This window comes from Pseudomonas sp. UW4 (assembly GCF_000316175.1).
In the GTDB taxonomy this organism is placed as follows: domain Bacteria; phylum Pseudomonadota; class Gammaproteobacteria; order Pseudomonadales; family Pseudomonadaceae; genus Aquipseudomonas; species Aquipseudomonas laurylsulfatiphila.
This window is the reverse complement of record NC_019670.1, coordinates 1,428,361-1,443,718: the sequence shown is the minus strand read 5'-3', so window position 1 is coordinate 1,443,718 and position 15,358 is coordinate 1,428,361. Positions and strand designations below refer to the sequence as shown.

At 60.8% G+C, this 15,358-nt stretch carries 15 protein-coding genes; 8 read left to right on the top strand and 7 right to left on the bottom strand.

Annotated elements, in window-relative coordinates; all coding sequences use genetic code 11:
• The first annotated feature begins 70 nt into the window (after nt 1-70).
• Nucleotides 71-2,362: a beta-glucosidase BglX gene (bglX, locus tag PPUTUW4_RS06275; protein ID WP_015093868.1), complete on the top strand. Its 2,292-nt coding sequence runs from the start codon at nt 71-73 to the stop codon at nt 2,360-2,362.
• Nucleotides 2,363-2,502: 140 nt separating this feature from the next.
• Here bglX and PPUTUW4_RS06270 read toward each other — a convergent pair whose 3' ends face one another.
• From PPUTUW4_RS06270 to PPUTUW4_RS06250, 5 genes are all read right to left on the bottom strand, one after another.
• Nucleotides 2,503-3,660, bottom strand: a complete 1,158-nt coding sequence (locus PPUTUW4_RS06270; protein WP_015093867.1) for a phosphatidylserine/phosphatidylglycerophosphate/cardiolipin synthase family protein — start codon at nt 3,658-3,660, stop codon at nt 2,503-2,505.
• A gap of 1 nt (nt 3,661) precedes the next feature.
• Nucleotides 3,662-4,252: a YceI family protein gene (locus PPUTUW4_RS06265; RefSeq protein ID WP_015093866.1), complete on the bottom strand. Its 591-nt coding sequence runs from the start codon at nt 4,250-4,252 to the stop codon at nt 3,662-3,664.
• A 254-nt stretch (nt 4,253-4,506) separates the two neighbouring features.
• On the bottom strand, nt 4,507-4,830 hold the full coding sequence (locus PPUTUW4_RS06260) for a hypothetical protein (protein WP_015093865.1): 324 nt from the start codon (nt 4,828-4,830) through the stop codon (nt 4,507-4,509).
• Nucleotides 4,827-5,921 (bottom strand): serine hydrolase, encoded by a 1,095-nt coding sequence (locus tag PPUTUW4_RS06255; protein WP_015093864.1) that lies wholly within the window; start codon nt 5,919-5,921, stop codon nt 4,827-4,829. The genes PPUTUW4_RS06260 and PPUTUW4_RS06255 overlap by 4 nt, the downstream gene beginning before the upstream one ends.
• Before the next feature lie 155 nt (nt 5,922-6,076).
• Nucleotides 6,077-6,964 carry an acyl-CoA dehydrogenase family protein gene (locus tag PPUTUW4_RS06250; RefSeq protein WP_015093863.1) on the bottom strand — a complete coding sequence of 296 codons (888 nt, stop codon included), beginning with the start codon at nt 6,962-6,964 and terminating at the stop codon, nt 6,077-6,079.
• Nucleotides 6,965-7,119: 155 nt separating this feature from the next.
• Here PPUTUW4_RS06250 and olsB point away from each other — a divergent pair, with 155 nt between their 5' ends.
• Nucleotides 7,120-7,875, top strand: coding sequence for an L-ornithine N(alpha)-acyltransferase (gene olsB, locus PPUTUW4_RS06245; protein WP_015093862.1), 756 nt, complete (start codon nt 7,120-7,122; stop codon nt 7,873-7,875).
• Nucleotides 7,875-8,666 (top strand): lysophospholipid acyltransferase family protein, encoded by a 792-nt coding sequence (locus PPUTUW4_RS06240; RefSeq protein ID WP_015093861.1) that lies wholly within the window; start codon nt 7,875-7,877, stop codon nt 8,664-8,666. Before olsB ends, PPUTUW4_RS06240 begins: the two co-directional genes overlap by 1 nt.
• 123 nt (nt 8,667-8,789) lie before the next feature.
• On the opposite strand, the gene PPUTUW4_RS06235 is transcribed toward PPUTUW4_RS06240, so the two are convergent.
• Nucleotides 8,790-9,368, bottom strand: coding sequence for an ACP phosphodiesterase (locus tag PPUTUW4_RS06235; protein ID WP_015093860.1), 579 nt, complete (start codon nt 9,366-9,368; stop codon nt 8,790-8,792).
• A 170-nt stretch (nt 9,369-9,538) separates the two neighbouring features.
• On the opposite strand from PPUTUW4_RS06235, the gene PPUTUW4_RS06230 reads away from it, so the two are divergent.
• The 4 genes from PPUTUW4_RS06230 (at nt 9,539) to PPUTUW4_RS06215 (ending at nt 12,978) form a co-directional block, all read left to right on the top strand.
• Nucleotides 9,539-9,841 carry a metalloregulator ArsR/SmtB family transcription factor gene (locus PPUTUW4_RS06230; RefSeq protein WP_007983055.1) on the top strand — a complete coding sequence of 101 codons (303 nt, stop codon included), beginning with the start codon at nt 9,539-9,541 and terminating at the stop codon, nt 9,839-9,841.
• Between the two features lie 94 nt (nt 9,842-9,935).
• The gene (locus tag PPUTUW4_RS06225; protein ID WP_007976713.1) at nt 9,936-11,102 is read left to right on the top strand and encodes an MFS transporter; all 1,167 of its coding nucleotides are present in this window, start codon (nt 9,936-9,938) and stop codon (nt 11,100-11,102) included.
• Between the two features lie 30 nt (nt 11,103-11,132).
• Complete coding sequence (locus PPUTUW4_RS06220) at nt 11,133-12,182, top strand: alkene reductase (protein ID WP_015093859.1); 1,050 nt, start codon at nt 11,133-11,135, stop codon at nt 12,180-12,182.
• A gap of 265 nt (nt 12,183-12,447) precedes the next feature.
• The gene (locus PPUTUW4_RS06215) at nt 12,448-12,978 is read left to right on the top strand and encodes a hypothetical protein (protein WP_015093858.1); all 531 of its coding nucleotides are present in this window, start codon (nt 12,448-12,450) and stop codon (nt 12,976-12,978) included.
• A 309-nt stretch (nt 12,979-13,287) separates the two neighbouring features.
• On the opposite strand, the gene emhR is transcribed toward PPUTUW4_RS06215, so the two are convergent.
• Nucleotides 13,288-13,920 (bottom strand): efflux system transcriptional repressor EmhR, encoded by a 633-nt coding sequence (emhR, locus tag PPUTUW4_RS06210; RefSeq protein ID WP_015093857.1) that lies wholly within the window; start codon nt 13,918-13,920, stop codon nt 13,288-13,290.
• 277 nt (nt 13,921-14,197) lie between these two features.
• Here emhR and emhA point away from each other — a divergent pair, with 277 nt between their 5' ends.
• Nucleotides 14,198-15,355 carry an efflux RND transporter periplasmic adaptor subunit EmhA gene (emhA, locus tag PPUTUW4_RS06205; protein ID WP_015093856.1) on the top strand — a complete coding sequence of 386 codons (1,158 nt, stop codon included), beginning with the start codon at nt 14,198-14,200 and terminating at the stop codon, nt 15,353-15,355.
• Nucleotides 15,356-15,358: the final 3 nt, after the last annotated feature.

Sequence of the window (15,358 nt, the reverse complement as noted above, 5' to 3'; positions counted from 1 at the left end):
CAATAGACGCTCCCTAAATTTTGGCTGGCCGGCGTGCATATCGCCGTTTGGGCCCTTGAGAAAACTATTCATGAAGAAGCTGTGTTTGCTGGGCCTGTTCGTCAGCCTGGCCAGTCATAACGTATTGGCCGCCACGACGCCCGCACCCCTGGAGAACAAGGAAGCCTTCGTCAGCAACCTGATGAAGCAAATGACCCTCGATGAAAAAATCGGCCAGTTGCGCCTGATCAGCATCGGCCCGGAAATGCCTCGCGAAATGATCCGCAAGGAAATCGCGGCGGGCAACATCGGCGGTACGTTCAACTCGATCACCCGTCCGGAAAACCGGCCGATGCAGGACGCGGCCATGCGCAGCCGCCTGAAGATCCCGATGTTCTTCGCCTACGACGTGATCCACGGCCACCGCACCATTTTCCCGATCCCGCTGGCCCTGGCCTCGAGTTGGGACATGGATGCCATCGGTCTGTCCGGGCGCATCGCCGCCAAGGAAGCCGCGGCTGACAGCCTCGACATCACCTTCGCGCCGATGGTCGATATCTCCCGCGACCCGCGCTGGGGCCGCACCTCCGAAGGCTTCGGCGAAGACACCTACCTGGTGTCGCGCATTGCCGGCGTGATGGTCAAGGCGTTCCAGGGTACTGGCGCGAACGCGGCCGACAGCATCATGGCCAGCGTCAAGCACTTCGCCCTGTACGGCGCGGTCGAGGGTGGCCGCGACTACAACATAGTCGACATGAGCCCGGTCAAGATGTACCAGGACTACCTGCCACCGTACCGCGCCGCCATCGATGCCGGCGCTGGCGGGGTCATGGTCGCGCTGAACTCGGTCAACGGCGTGCCGGCCACCGCCAACACCTGGCTGATGAACGACCTGCTGCGCAAGGAGTGGGGTTTCAAGGGCCTGGCCGTCAGCGACCACGGGGCGATTTTCGAGCTGATCAAGCACGGCGTTGCCGCCGACGGTCGCGAAGCGGCGAAGCTGGCGATCAAGGCCGGCATCCACATGAGCATGAACGACACCCTGTACGGCAAAGAGCTGCCTGGGCTGCTGAAGTCTGGCGAGATCCAGCAGAGCGACATCGACAACGCCGTGCGTGCAGTGCTCGACGCCAAGTACGACATGGGCCTGTTCAAGGACCCGTACCTGCGCATCGGCAAGGCCGAGGACGATCCAGTCGACACCTACGCCGACAGCCGCCTGCACCGCGCCGAGGCCCGTGATGTGGCGCGCCGCAGCCAGGTGCTGTTGAAGAACCGGAACGAGACCCTGCCGCTGAAGAAGACCGCGAAAATCGCCCTGGTCGGTCCGCTGGCCAAGGCGCCCATCGACATGATGGGCAGTTGGGCCGCCGCGGGCAGGCCTGCGCAGTCCGTCACCCTGTTCGACGGCATGACCAACGCCCTGGGCGATAAATCGACGCTGATCTACGCCCGTGGCGCCAACATCACCAGCGACCCGAAAATCCTCGGTTACCTGAACTTCCTCAACTTCGACGCCCCGGAAGTGGTGGATGATCCGCGTCCGGCAAACGTGCTGATCGACGAAGCGGTGAAAGCGGCCAAGGATGCGGATGTCGTCGTTGCCGCCGTTGGCGAGTCCCGTGGCATGTCCCACGAATCGTCGAGCCGCACCGACCTGAACATCCCGGAAAACCAGCGCGAGCTGATCCGTGCCCTGAAAGCCACCGGCAAACCGCTGGTGCTGGTGTTGATGAACGGCCGCCCGCTGACGATCCTCGAGGAGAAAGAACAGGCCGACGCGATCCTCGAAACCTGGTTCACCGGCACCGAAGGCGGCAACGCCATCGCCGACGTGCTGTTCGGCGACTACAACCCGTCGGGCAAACTGCCGATCAGCATCCCGCGTTCGGTCGGCCAGATTCCGACCTACTACAACCACCTGACCATTGGCCGGCCGTTCACCCCGGGCAAGCCGGGCAACTACACCTCGCAGTACTTCGATGACACCACAGGCCCGCTGTACCCGTTCGGTTACGGCCTGAGCTACACCGAGTTCAGCCTGAGCGACATGGCGCTGTCGTCGACCACGTTGAACAAGACCGGCAAGCTCGACGCCAGTGTCACGGTGAAAAACACCGGCAAGCGCGACGGCGAAACCGTGGTGCAGTTGTACATCCAGGACGTGGCAGGCTCGATGATCCGCCCGATCAAGGAACTGAAGAACTTCCAGAAGGTGATGATCAAGGCCGGCGAACAGAAGGTCGTGCACTTCACCATCACCGAGGACGACCTGAAGTTCTACAACACCCAGCTCAAGTACGCTGCGGAGCCGGGCAAGTTCAACGTGCAGATCGGCCTGGATTCAGAGGACGTGACGCAGCAGAGTTTTGAGTTGCTCTAACCCCGTTACACCGCATTAACCCTGTGGGAGCGAGCCTGCTCGCGAAGACGGTGTGTCAGTCAACGATGATGTCGACTGGCAGACCGCATTCGCGAGCAGGCTCGCTCCCACAGTGGTTTGTGGTGTTCAGAAACCCGAGATCAGCCCCTCCGATCCAGCAGATTCACCACCACCCGATCCACCCATCCCCACACCCGCTGCTTGATCCGCCGCCACAGCGGTCGACGCTTCCATTCTTCCTGGCTGACTTGCTGGCTCAGGGCGAAGTCGTGCTCGAAGCTCGCCGCTACCGCTCGGGTCAATCCGGGGTCCAGTGCTTCCAGGTTGGCTTCCAGGTTGAAGCGCAGGTTCCAGTGATCGAAGTTGCACGAACCGATGCTCACCCAGTCGTCGATCAGGACCATTTTCAGGTGCAGGAAACACGGCTGGTATTCGTAGATCTCCACCCCGGCCTTGAGCAGTCGCGGATAGTAGCGATGGCCGGCATAGCGCACGGAGGGGTGATCGGTACGCGGGCCGGTCAGCAGCAGGCGCACATCCACGCCGCGGGCAGCCGCCCGGCGCAGGGAACGGCGCACTTTCCAGGTCGGCAGAAAGTACGGCGTGGCCAGCCAGATCCGTCGGTGACCGCTGTTCAGGGCGCGCACCAGCGATTGCAGAATGTCCCGGTGTTGACGGGCATCGGCATAGGCCACCCGGCCCATACCATCGCCACTGGCCGGTACACGGGGTAAGCGCGGCAAGCCGAAATGCGAGGCCGGTCGCCAGGCGCGACGATGGCGGTTGGCGATCCACTGACGATCGAACAGCAGCTGCCAATCGAGCACCAGCGGGCCGGTGATTTCCACCATCACTTCGTGCCATTCGCTGACGTCTTCGCCCGGCGTCCAGAACTCATCGGTGACGCCCGTGCCCCCGACCACGGCCAGGCTCTGGTCCACCAGCAACAATTTACGGTGGTCACGGTAGAAGTTGCCGACCCAGCGGCGCCAGCTCAGACGATTGTAGAAACGCAGCTCCACCCCGGCGGCCATCAGCCGCTGGCGCAAGGCCAGGGTGAAGGCGAGGCTGCCGTAATCATCGAACAGGCAGCGCACCCGCACACCGCGCTCGGCGGCCTGAACCAATGCCTGGACCATGGCTTCGGCACAGGCACCCGCCTCCACCAGATACAGCTCCAGCTCCACCTGTTCTTCAGCCCGGGCAATCGCCACCAGCATGCGCGGGAAAAACTGCGGGCCATCGATCAGCAGTTCGAAGTGGTTGCCTTCGCGCCAGGGAAAAATCGCTCCGGCCATGTCAACGCGCCGTGAAAATCAGCACCGCACCCACCGGCACCGAAAGACTGATGGCCGAGAGGCCGGCCATTTTGCGCAACGTTTCCAGACCCGGTGCCAGATCGAAATCCTCGGCGTTGATCACCAGCGGTTCGAGGGTCACCACCTGGAAGCGCCGGTCATCGAGACGGGTGGCCAGCAGTTCGGCCTGGTATTGGTGTTGTTTGCCGTGCAGGTCGACCATCAGCGGCAGGCGCAACTCCAGCTGTGCACCGGGAGCGAGGTCGTTGATCGGGCGCAGATCGATTTTCGTGGAGATCAAGGCGTCGGGGAACCGCTCGATCTGGAACAGCTCCTTGCGCATGCGCTCATCGCGCAACGGGATGCCGCTGTTGATCGACTCCAGCTCGACTTCCACCTGCGCCAGCCCCTGGGGATCGACTTTGCCGTGCAGCACCAGAAAGCGCTGCACTTCGGAAACATTGGCGTTTTTGGTGCTGACAAACGACAGGCGTGAAGACTCGCCATCCAGGTACCAATCGGCACGGGCCGACAACGCGGCACCGGTCAGCAGCAGGAAAGCGAGGGTTTGAAGGGTGGAGCGCTTGAACATAAAGACTCGTGGGGGCAGATAAACCTGTGCTGAACCTTAACCGGCCCTCAGCGCATTGCAAGCCGTCTACTGCACCAAACCCGCTTTTGTGGCGAGGGGGCTTGCCCCCGTTCGGCTGCGAAGCAGTCGTAAACTCGGTGATCGCGGTTTTTCTGGTTCGCCGAAGTTGCAGGTTTTGGGGCCGCTTCGCGACCCAACGGGGGCAAGCCCCCTCGCCACAAGAGCCCTCGCCAGATCTCACCATTTCAGCGTGATCAAGGCTCCAAGCGACAACCCTGGCGCTCGCCGATCCACACGGCGCTGTTGCTGCGCCCCATGCCGCTGACCGTTACGCGTCTGGCGCTCGGGTCATCGATAAAGCCACTGGTGGGCAGCCATTGCTTCACATAGCCGTGGCAGTACTGGGTATCGTTACCCATCACGTAGCGGCACGAACAATATTCCTTGGCGGTGTAGGCGCTGATGATGTCGGGGAACGCCCACAGCGCCTCACGCTCGTGCCAGATCCAGCCGAGCAAGGCAATCAGTGCAATCAGCAATAGCGAACTGACCGGTCGACGACGGATGAACCCGGTCATGGCTGCACCTTCCCGGCAAAGGCCTTGAGCGCGAGCCTGAGCAATTCGTTGTGCCGGTAACTGCCGTCGCGGTCATCGCCGTAGCGGACGATCACCAGCTGTTCACTGGGGATCACATACATCGCCTGCCCCCAATGCCCCAGCGCCGCGAAGGTATCGGCGGGGGCATCGGGCCAGGGTTGTGGCGCGCCCTCAACCGCTCGATTGAGCCACCACTGGCCGCCGGGGACGGCATCGTCTTGCCGGGCATGATAATGAGCGAACGGCTCGCGGTTGAACGCCACCCAGTCCTTGGGCAGCAGTTGCCTGTCTCCCCAGCGCCCCTCGCGGGCCATCAACAGACCGACCCGGGCCAGATCCCGTGCCGTCAGGTAGGCATAGGACGACGCGACGAACGTGCCGGTGGCATCGGTTTCCCAAACGGCGTGGCGAATGCCCAGCGGTTCGAACACCGCAGTCCATGGATAGTCGGGATAGCGGTCGGGGCCGACGATGGTTTTCAGCGCGGCGGACAACAGGTTGCTGTCACCGCTGGAGTAACGAAAGGCCTGACCCGGCGCGGCGTACGCAGCATGCGCCGCAGTGAACCCGGCCATGTCGTGGCGCCCGCGGGTGTAGAGCATGGCCACCACCGAAGATTTCAGCGGTGCATATTCGTAGTCCTCCTGCCAGTCCAGGCCTGAAGCCCAGTGCAGCAAGTCGACCATGGTCATATCGGGATGTTTTTGCAGGGGCGGATAAAACTTCGCCACCGGATCACCGAGTTTGAACAAACCTTCGCCATAGGCCACACCAAGGACGGCGGCCATCAGGCTCTTGCTGATCGACCAGGTCAGGTGCGGCGTCTCGGCCGTCGTCGGGCCGGCGTAGCGCTCGTAGAGCAACTGGCCGTCGCGAATCACCAGCAAGGCATCGGTGCGAATGCCCTGGCGAGTGCCGTCATCGCGGGACGGGAAGGCGTAGGCCTCCAGGGCTTGAAGCGCCGGGCCGGTCGGCGTCGGGGCAGTCGGCCATTGCTCGGCGGGCCAGTACTCGGCCTGGGCCGTGAAGCTGAGCAACATCAGGAAAATCAGGGACAAGCCTTTGGGCATGGCGGGGGCTCGGAGATTGAACTTGCCGAGCCTAGTCGAGGTTGATGACAGTTCCTGGATTTGTGTTGCTGTTGAGGCTGTCTTCGCGAGCAGGCTCGCTCCCACAGGGGAATGCATTTCCAATGTGGGAGCAAGCCTGCTCGCGAAGGGGCCGGTCAATCCAGTGAATATCCGGAAAGTGCCTTGGCCAACCTCTTCCCCCGGGCCCCCGCCGCCAGATCCATCACCGCTTGATCGCGCTGCCACATCGCCGCCCACTCCGGCGGCCCATCGGCCAGGGCCTCATTCACCTCAGTCTTGAGCGCATCAAACTGCGCGAACAACCCGCCAAGCACCACATGCCCGGCCAGACTGGTCGGTGGCTGGCGGCTGGCCTCCGCGCACCCTGCCAACAGCCCCAGCAGACGCAATTGCAAGGATGGCGGCCAGGCACAGTCCTGACCGACCCCATACAGCCACGCCGTCATGGCGCTCAGTACATAGATGTCTTCCAGCGTGCGAAACGGTTTGACGTATGCATCCCAGCCGTCCCCGGCGAGCAATTCGCACAAGGCATTATCCAGAAACAACCGGCCGTGGCTGATGTCCGGCATCAACGGGATCGGCGCCAGTTTTTCCAGCCGCACGCCCGGCTCATCGCGATAGATCACCGCCAGGCTCAAGCGCGGGTCGGCGCCGGGCTCCTCGCAGCGTGCAGCCACCAGCAACCAGTCGGCGGCATCGCCGGCAGTGACGAAATCCTTGCGTCCGCTCAGACGCAAACCGCTCAGGCGGGTTTGCATGTCGGCCGGTCGCAGGCTGCGCTGTTCCGTGGCGCACAAGGCGCCGAGGCTCAGTGGCGCGCTCGGCCAGAGCATGCGCAATGCCGCTTGATACCCCACCAGAAACGCCAGCCCCGGCGTTGCCATCAGCCGCCCGCCCAGCACGGCCAATTCAAACGGCGCGACCGTGCCCAGCTGCTGCAACAAAGTCGCGAAACCTTCGGCCAGGTCCGGGTTGGCGGGCAAGCGATCACGGCGGTTCAACAGGGTTTGCCAGGGCATAAGAGGCTCCTCGTGGGCTGTCATATAAGCATCACCAAAGCTTAATGGCGATGACACCGGGGCTACATAGCCTGACTTTGCACAACACGGCTAGACAAAGAAAGTCGATTCGCTGTAGCCCAAAGACGGGTGAGCAGCCCGCACGGAGATTCGCCATGACTCAGATCGCCCGCATCAGCGACACCGCCAACGAACGCCGCCTGCAAGCCGAGCGCCTGGTGGGCGCAGAGGCACTGCAGGAAGCCCAGGCCTTGCGTTTCAACGTGTTCAGCGGTGAATTCAACGCCAAGCTCAAGGGCGCTGAACGGGGTCTGGACATGGATGACTACGACGTTCACTGCGCCCACATCGGCGTGCGTGACCTGAACACCGGGCGTCTGGTGGCGACCACCCGTTTGCTCGACCACACGGCTGCCAGCAGCCTGGGCAAGTTCTACAGCGAAGAAGAATTCAGCCTCCACGGCCTGGTACACCTGCAAGGCCCGATCCTGGAAATCGGTCGCACCTGCGTCGACCCGGCCTACCGCAACGGCGGCACCATCGCCGTGCTCTGGGGTGAACTGGCCGAAGTCCTGAACCAGGGCGGCTACAGCTACCTGATGGGTTGCGCGAGCATTCCGATGCAGGATGGCGGCGTGCAGGCCCACGCGATCATGCAGCGTCTGCGCGAACGCTACCTGTGCACCGAACACCTGCGCGCCGAGCCGAAAAACCCGCTGCCAAGCCTGGACATCCCGTCCAACGTAATTGCCGAAATGCCACCACTGCTCAAGGCCTACATGCGCCTGGGCGCGAAGATCTGCGGCGAGCCTTGCTGGGACGAAGACTTCCAGGTCGCCGACGTATTCATCCTGCTCAAGCGCGACGAACTCTGCCCGCGCTACGCCAAACACTTCAAGGCGGCTGTGTAATGAGCCGGTTGCGGGTGTACGCGCGAATCGCGCGAGTGCTGATGGTGGTGACGCTGGGCCTGGGCATGGCCAGTGTGTTCGGCGTGTTCGAACGCCTGGGCCTGGCCCATTCGATGGCGCGTCGTCAGCGCTGGTCGCGATTTTTCATGGCCCGCCTGGGCAACGCCCTGCCCTTTGACGTGACCGTCCACGGCGAGCTGCCGAAGACACCGATGCTCTGGGTCAGCAACCATGTGTCCTGGACCGACATTCCGCTGCTGGGCATGCTCACGCCGCTGTCGTTCCTGTCCAAGGCCGAAGTGCGCACCTGGCCGGTGGCCGGCTGGTTGGCGGCCAAGGCCGGCAGCCTGTTCATCCGTCGTGGCGCGGGTGACAGCCAGTTGATCCGCAAGCAAATGACCCGCCATCTGGAACAAGCCTACCCACTGCTGATGTTCCCGGAAGGCACCACCACCGATGGCCGTTCGCTGCGCACCTTCCATGGTCGCCTGCTGTCCGCCGCCATCGACTCCGAAGTGGCGCTGCAGCCGGTGGCGATCCGTTATGTGCGTGACGGCCAGCCTTGCGCGCTGGCGCCGTTCATTGGCGACGATGATCTGCTCTCGCACCTGATGCGTCTGTTCGCCAATGACCGTGGCGGCGTGGAGATTCATCTGCTCAAGCCAATCGCCTGTGAAGGCCGGGAGCGCGCGGCACTGGCGTTCGAGGCGCAGCAGGCGGTGCAGAAGGCGTTGTTTGGGACTGTCGTTGAACCTCAGCGAGCACCGATGCGCCCTGCCATTGCGGCGTGACGCGATCCTTGATTCACTGAAATACCCTGTGGGAGCGAGCTTGCTCGCGATAGCGGTGGGTCATTCAGCATCATCGTTGAATGTTGATCCGCTATCGCGGGCAAGCCCGCTCCCACAGTGGTTTTAAGTTGCTGGATAGTTCCGGGCGAAATCCTGCAACTGCGGATAGAACAACCGAAAGTCCTCGCTCAACGGTTCATACAACCGTCGCAACTCCTGCATCGCCGCCGCCAGTTCCTCCGGCCGGGTCAGGCGCCGCGAGATCCCGCGCAACACCTGCTCCAGTACTTCAAATTCCTGATACGAGCCCAACCAGTCATTGGCCACCATGTGCGGCGCAATTTTCGCCAGCCGCTCCGGCAGTTGCCGCTCGCTGGACAGCACGCGATAAACGTCCGAGGTGAACAGCTCCAGCGGCCGGTCGGCATACAGCCTCCAGTCCCGGGCCAGGCAATGGTCGAAAAACACGTCGAGCACGATCCCCGCATAGCGGCGACGGGTCTGGGAAAAACGCGACAACGCGACATCCACAAGAGGATGGCGATCGGTGAACACGTCGATGCTGCGGTGCAACTGGATAGCCCCCTCGATGTCCGGTGCGAACTGCCCTTGCAGTCGCCCCTTGACGAAATCGCCATACAGGCTGCCGAGCAATTGGCCGGGACGCTGGCCACCGAGGTGAAGATGTGCGAGATAGTTCATGGGCGCAGCTTAGCACTGCCCCCTTGTCTTGTTACACTCAATGTATCGTTATAACTCGATATACCGAAATGTGAGCTGGTCAGAGCCAAATCATATTTGTGTATCGCGAAATACCGATTTAAAGTTCGCCTCATCGCGATATAGCGTTTTATACATCACGAGCCCACATCATGACCATCAATCTCGACGAAATAATAAAAGCCCTGGCACACCCAGTACGGCGAGAAATCCTGCACTGGCTCAAGGACCCGACCGTCGAATTTCCCGACCAGTCCCACAGCAACGAGCACGGCGTTTGCGCCGGGCAGATCGATCAACGTTGCGGCCTGTCGCAGTCCACGGTGTCGGCACACCTGGCGACCCTGCAACGCGCCGGCCTGATCAGCAGCCGCAAAGTCGGCCAGTGGCATTTTTTCAAACGCAATGAGGAAACCATTCAGGAGTTCCTCAAAACCTTCAGTAAAGAGCTCTGATCCTGTGGGGGCGTTCTCAATTGGTTTTCACATAACGCCGGGAAAACCAATTGAGAACGCCCCCCCACGTCAGTCAGCCAAAAGGAATTAAACAATGCCCCTCTCGCTACTCATCCTGGCCTTGAGCGCTTTCGCCATCGGCACCACCGAGTTCGTCATCATGGGCCTGCTGCCCAACGTGGCGGCCGACCTCGGTGTATCGATTCCCGGTGCCGGCTGGCTGGTGACCGGTTACGCCCTGGGCGTGGCCATCGGTGCGCCGTTCATGGCGCTGGCCACCGCCAGGCTGCCGCGCAAGGCCGCCCTGGTGGCGTTGATGGGCATCTTCATTATCGGCAACCTGCTCTGCGCAGTAGCGGGCGACTACAACGTGCTGATGTTTGCCCGTGTGGTCACCGCGCTGTGCCACGGCGCCTTCTTCGGCATCGGTTCGGTGGTGGCTGCCGGCCTGGTGCCTGCGAACAAACGTGCCTCGGCCGTGGCCCTGATGTTCACCGGCCTGACCCTGGCCAACGTCCTCGGCGTACCGCTGGGCACCGCCCTCGGCCAGGAAGCCGGCTGGCGTTCGACCTTTTGGGCCGTGACCGTGATCGGTGTGATTGCACTGATCGGTCTGATCCGCTTCCTGCCGGCCAAGCGCGATGAAGAAAAACTCGACATGCGCGCCGAACTGGCCGCACTCAAGGGCGCTGGCATCTGGCTGTCCCTGAGCATGACCGCGTTGTTCGCCGCCTCGGTGTTCACCCTGTTCACCTACGTCGCGCCGCTGTTGGGCGAAGTCACTGGGGTCTCGCCCCGTGGCGTGACCTGGACCCTGATGCTCATCGGTCTGGGCCTGACGGTAGGCAACATCATCGGCGGCAAGCTGGCCGACAAAGGCATGGCCGCGACCCTGATCGGTGTGTTCGTGACCATGGCCGTGGTGTCCACCGTGCTGACCTGGACCAGCGTCGCCCTGATCCCGACCGAAATCACCCTGTTCCTCTGGGCCACCGCGTGCTTCGCCGCCGTACCGGCGCTGCAAGTGAACGTGGTGACCTTCGGCAAAGCCGCACCGAACCTGGTGTCGACCCTGAACATCGGCGCTTTCAACATCGGCAACGCCCTGGGTGCCTGGGTCGGCGGCAGTGTGATCGCCCACGGCTTCGGCCTGACCAGCGTGCCGCTCGCGGCAGCCGTACTGGCGGTACTCGCCCTGCTGGTGACCCTAATTACTTTCCGCCAGAGCGGCAACCCCGATCTGGCTCCTGCTACCCACTAATCACCTGAAACCTCACGAGGGTTGTACTTCATGACGACTATTTTCGATCCAATCAAACTGGGCGACCTCGAGTTGGCCAACCGCATCATCATGGCACCGCTGACCCGCTGCCGCGCCGACGAAGGCCGCGTACCCAATGCGCTGATGGCCGAGTACTACGTGCAGCGTGCGTCCGCCGGGCTGATCCTCAGCGAGGCGACTTCGGTGACACCGATGGGCGTCGGCTACCCGGACACCCCGGGCATCTGGTCCAACGATCAGGTACGTGGCTGGTCCAACGTGACCAAGGCCATCCATGGCGCGGGCGGCAAGATCTTCCTGCAGTTGTGGCACGTGGGTCGCATTTCCCACGGTTTGTACCTGAACGATGAAGCACCGGTCGCCCCGAGTGCCATCCAGCCCAAAGGCCACGTCAGCCTGGTTCGTCCGCTGGCCGACTTCCCGGTGCCGCGCGCCCTGGAAACCGCTGAAATCGCCGACATCGTCGACGCTTACCGCGTCGGTGCCGAGAACGCCAAGGCCGCCGGCTTCGACGGTGTGGAAATCCACGCCGCCAACGGTTACCTGCTCGACCAGTTCCTGCAAAGCAGCACCAACCAGCGCACCGACAACTATGGCGGCTCCCTGGAAAACCGTGCCCGCCTGCTGCTGGAAGTGACTGACGCCGCCATCGAAATCTGGGGCGCCGGCCGTGTAGGTGTGCACCTTTCACCACGCGCCGACCTGCATGACATGGGCGACGACAACCTGGCTGAAACTTTCACCTACGTCGCTCGCGAACTGGGCAAGCGTGGCATCGCCTTCATCTGCTCGCGCGAGAAAGAAGGTGCCGACAGCCTCGGCCCACAACTCAAGGAAGCCTTCGGCGGCCCCTACATTGCCAACGAGCGTTTCACCAAGGACAGCGCTAATGCGTTGCTCGCCAGCGGCAAGGCCGATGCAGTTGCCTTCGGCGTACCTTTCATTGCCAACCCTGACCTGCCGGCACGCTTGCAGGCCGACGCGCCGCTGAACGAAGCGCGCCCGGAACTGTTCTATGCCAAGGGCCCGGTTGGTTACATCGACTATCCAACATTGTAAGACTGCGCAAACTCAAAAAGCCCGGCGTTTCGGACGCCGGGCTTTTTTTGCTTTAAATAAGCTAAAACCCGCTTGCCAGACTTAAACCCCTGACTACTTACCTGCCATTCAAACCAGTATCACACCCACACCCACACCCACTTGCATACAAACTTACAACTAAAACCCAGACAAACTCAAAAAACAACTTAATACTTCACAACGCCTCGTCACAACATATCGAGCGCTATGGAAAGCCCCTGAAAAACTTTAAAGGATTAACAGCATGGATAACAACGGCCCGATACATGCGCCCCAAATCATTGCACAAACAGAATATGAAGCTGGAGACTTCAGCTTTTCTGCCTCAGCCAGCAAATTCCCTGATAAGTACACCGTGATGACCATCAACATCGCCAACAACACTAATGGCACGATCCGGCTCTTGAAAGCAGGCTGGGATTTGACCGGAACGTCGCTGTCAGACTTCGAAATCGAAATGAACGATGAGCAAACTCTCGAACTTCCATACTTTCGGGACTTCTCCAGTAATGGAATTCATTACAAAAAAAGGAAGTTCCCTCCGATCCTGCAAGAGTTCTCTTACATCACCGAAGATGGATTAATTTGCACGTTAGCTATTCAGCTGACAGTTTCAGTGGGTTACGGATTCCTGCATCCAACCCTGAATCCAATCTGGACAAAAAAAATAACGCGATCCGGAAACAGCAGCAGCTCATATAAAGTCACTGCCAACATCGTGAAAAAGAATGAAGAGGCGCCCTTCAGTTTTAGCGTCGACCTGATAATCGGTTAATATCAATCAGACAAAAAATACGCCGATGAAAAAACGTATCAGACCAGCTTACTGATGTCTTTTTTCGCCACATTCCAGACCCCGACTCGCAAAGCCGGGGTTCTTTATCACGAGCGGTGGTATCCGTTCGAAGTTCATGCCCCATGCAAGCTCGATACAAAATCCCTACAAATTATGTAGCTTGATAGCTATCAACCCGACACGAGCCCATATATAAAAGCACCCCATTACAAAAAGGCGCATGAAGCAAAATGATCCTCGGGGGGATTTCAACGGTTGACTTGCCGGGAGCCAGTTTTTCATTTTGTTTCATTTGCGCAGGCTGGGGCTCAAGCGCAGCATGTCCAGCCCGGTATCGACCCATCGTTCGGCTTCGGTGTGCAATTCAAAACTGTCGGGGGCCAGCAACCACTGGTACAGGATGCCGTCAATATAAGCATGCAAGCTGATCGCGGCGCGGGCGGTGTCGAGATTTTCCGGCAACTGCCCTCGATTGACGGCATTGCTCAGGGCCAGACCGATTCGCACGTTGCATTCGAGGCTGGCTGACACACGCTGTTGGCGCAGGTCGCACATTTCATCGGTGAATTCGCACTTATGAAAAAGAATCTCATTGATGCGTCGGGTTTTCGGGTCCAGCGCAATTTGATGAAACAAATGAATCAGCAGCTTGCGCATGCAGCCCAAGGGATCGAGTTCGTCTTCACTCTCGCTGGCCTTGGCCATTTCTTCCAGCGGTTCATGCAAGGTGTCGAGCATGGCCTGCACCAGATCGGCCTTGTTGCTGAAATGCCAGTAAATGGCCCCACGAGTGACACCGGCCAGGGTGGCGATATCCGCCAGGGTCGTACGCGCCACGCCTCGCTCGTAAAAGGCCTTTTCGGCCGCCACGAGAATTTGCGCGCGGGTTTCCTGAGCTTCCTCTTTGGTACGACGGACCATGGCAGTACAACCTCAATCAGGGTGCTTCAGCGATGTCTGAATATCAGCTGAATAAAAGTGGGGCGAACGTTCTGGGGGTTCGTCCCCGGCCTACAATTCCAACCTTTCAACGGCTTGTGTAACGGGCTTTGTAACGACCTTGATACACAGCCTGGGTATTTACAAACAACCATGTACGTAAGTATATTACTTAGCAAGCTACTTATCCACTCGGCAACCATATTTCAACCTTCCACCTTTCTAGTGCGCACGTTGCGCGCCTGACCCGAGGATTTTCATGCAATTCAAGCCAGCTGTTACCGCTCTGGTCGCCGCCGTCGCCCTGGCATCGCTGCTCAGCGGATGCAAAAAGGAAGAGGCAGCGCCGGCCGCCCCACCGCCTCAGGTCGGCGTCGTGACTCTGCAACCGCAAGCGTTCACCCTGACATCCGATCTGCCCGGCCGTACCAGTGCGTTCCGCATTGCCGAAGTCCGTCCTCAGGTCAACGGCATCATTCTCAAGCGCCTGTTCAAGGAAGGCAGCGACGTCAAGGCCGGCCAGCAGCTCTATCAGATCGATCCGTCGGTCTATGAAGCGACATTGAAAAGCGCCGAAGCCAACCTGCGCTCGACCAAGTCGATTTCCGACCGCTACAAGCAACTGGTCGACGAGCAGGCTGTAAGCCGTCAGGAATACGACACCGCCGTGGCCAACCGTCTGCAATCGGAAGCCGCACTGCAAACGGCACAGATCAACGTGCGCTACACCAAGGTCTATGCCCCGCTGACCGGCCGCATCGGCCGCTCCTCGGTGACCGAAGGCGCGCTGGTCAGCAATGCCCAGGTCGATGCGATGGCGGTGATTCAGCAAATCGACCCGATCTACGTCGACGTGACGCAGTCTTCGGTCGAGCTGTTGCAACTGCGCCGCGAGCTGGAAAGCGGTCGCCTGCAAAAAGCCGGCGACAACGCGGCCTCGGTCAAGCTGACCCTGGAAGACGGCAGCGAGTACAAGCTGGACGGCAAGCTGGAGTTCTCCGAAATCTCGGTTGACCAGACCACCGGTTCCGTCACCCTGCGCGCCATTTTCCCGAACCCTGACCACACCCTTCTGCCGGGCATGTTCGTGCACGCCAAGTTGCTGGCCGGTGTGAACAGCGCGGCGATTCTGGCCCCGCAACAAGGCGTGACCCGCGACCTCAAGGGTACCCCGACCGCTCTGGTTGTCGGCCCGGACAACAAGGTCGAACTGCGTCAACTCAAGGCCAACCGCACCGTCGGCAACCAGTGGCTGATCGAAGATGGCCTGAAGGCCGGCGATCGCCTGATCACCGAAGGTCTGCAATTCGTCAAACCCGGCATCGAAGTCAAGGCCAGTGAAGCGACCAACGTAGCCGTAAAGAACCCGGCCCCCGCTCAGACAGCTGATAAAGCCTCTGGCGGAAAAGGGGAGTAAACC

Coding starts and splice junctions, on each gene's coding strand:
- bglX (WP_015093868.1), top strand. CDS start 71: ATGAAGAAGCTGTGTTTGCTGGGCCTGTTCGTCAGCCTGGCCAGTCAT.
- PPUTUW4_RS06270 (WP_015093867.1), bottom strand. CDS start 3,660: ATGGCCGGAGCGATTTTTCCCTGGCGCGAAGGCAACCACTTCGAACTG.
- PPUTUW4_RS06265 (WP_015093866.1), bottom strand. CDS start 4,252: ATGTTCAAGCGCTCCACCCTTCAAACCCTCGCTTTCCTGCTGCTGACC.
- PPUTUW4_RS06260 (WP_015093865.1), bottom strand. CDS start 4,830: ATGACCGGGTTCATCCGTCGTCGACCGGTCAGTTCGCTATTGCTGATT.
- PPUTUW4_RS06255 (WP_015093864.1), bottom strand. CDS start 5,921: ATGCCCAAAGGCTTGTCCCTGATTTTCCTGATGTTGCTCAGCTTCACG.
- PPUTUW4_RS06250 (WP_015093863.1), bottom strand. CDS start 6,964: ATGCCCTGGCAAACCCTGTTGAACCGCCGTGATCGCTTGCCCGCCAAC.
- olsB (WP_015093862.1), top strand. CDS start 7,120: ATGACTCAGATCGCCCGCATCAGCGACACCGCCAACGAACGCCGCCTG.
- PPUTUW4_RS06240 (WP_015093861.1), top strand. CDS start 7,875: ATGAGCCGGTTGCGGGTGTACGCGCGAATCGCGCGAGTGCTGATGGTG.
- PPUTUW4_RS06235 (WP_015093860.1), bottom strand. CDS start 9,368: ATGAACTATCTCGCACATCTTCACCTCGGTGGCCAGCGTCCCGGCCAA.
- PPUTUW4_RS06230 (WP_007983055.1), top strand. CDS start 9,539: ATGACCATCAATCTCGACGAAATAATAAAAGCCCTGGCACACCCAGTA.
- PPUTUW4_RS06225 (WP_007976713.1), top strand. CDS start 9,936: ATGCCCCTCTCGCTACTCATCCTGGCCTTGAGCGCTTTCGCCATCGGC.
- PPUTUW4_RS06220 (WP_015093859.1), top strand. CDS start 11,133: ATGACGACTATTTTCGATCCAATCAAACTGGGCGACCTCGAGTTGGCC.
- PPUTUW4_RS06215 (WP_015093858.1), top strand. CDS start 12,448: ATGGATAACAACGGCCCGATACATGCGCCCCAAATCATTGCACAAACA.
- emhR (WP_015093857.1), bottom strand. CDS start 13,920: ATGGTCCGTCGTACCAAAGAGGAAGCTCAGGAAACCCGCGCGCAAATT.
- emhA (WP_015093856.1), top strand. CDS start 14,198: ATGCAATTCAAGCCAGCTGTTACCGCTCTGGTCGCCGCCGTCGCCCTG.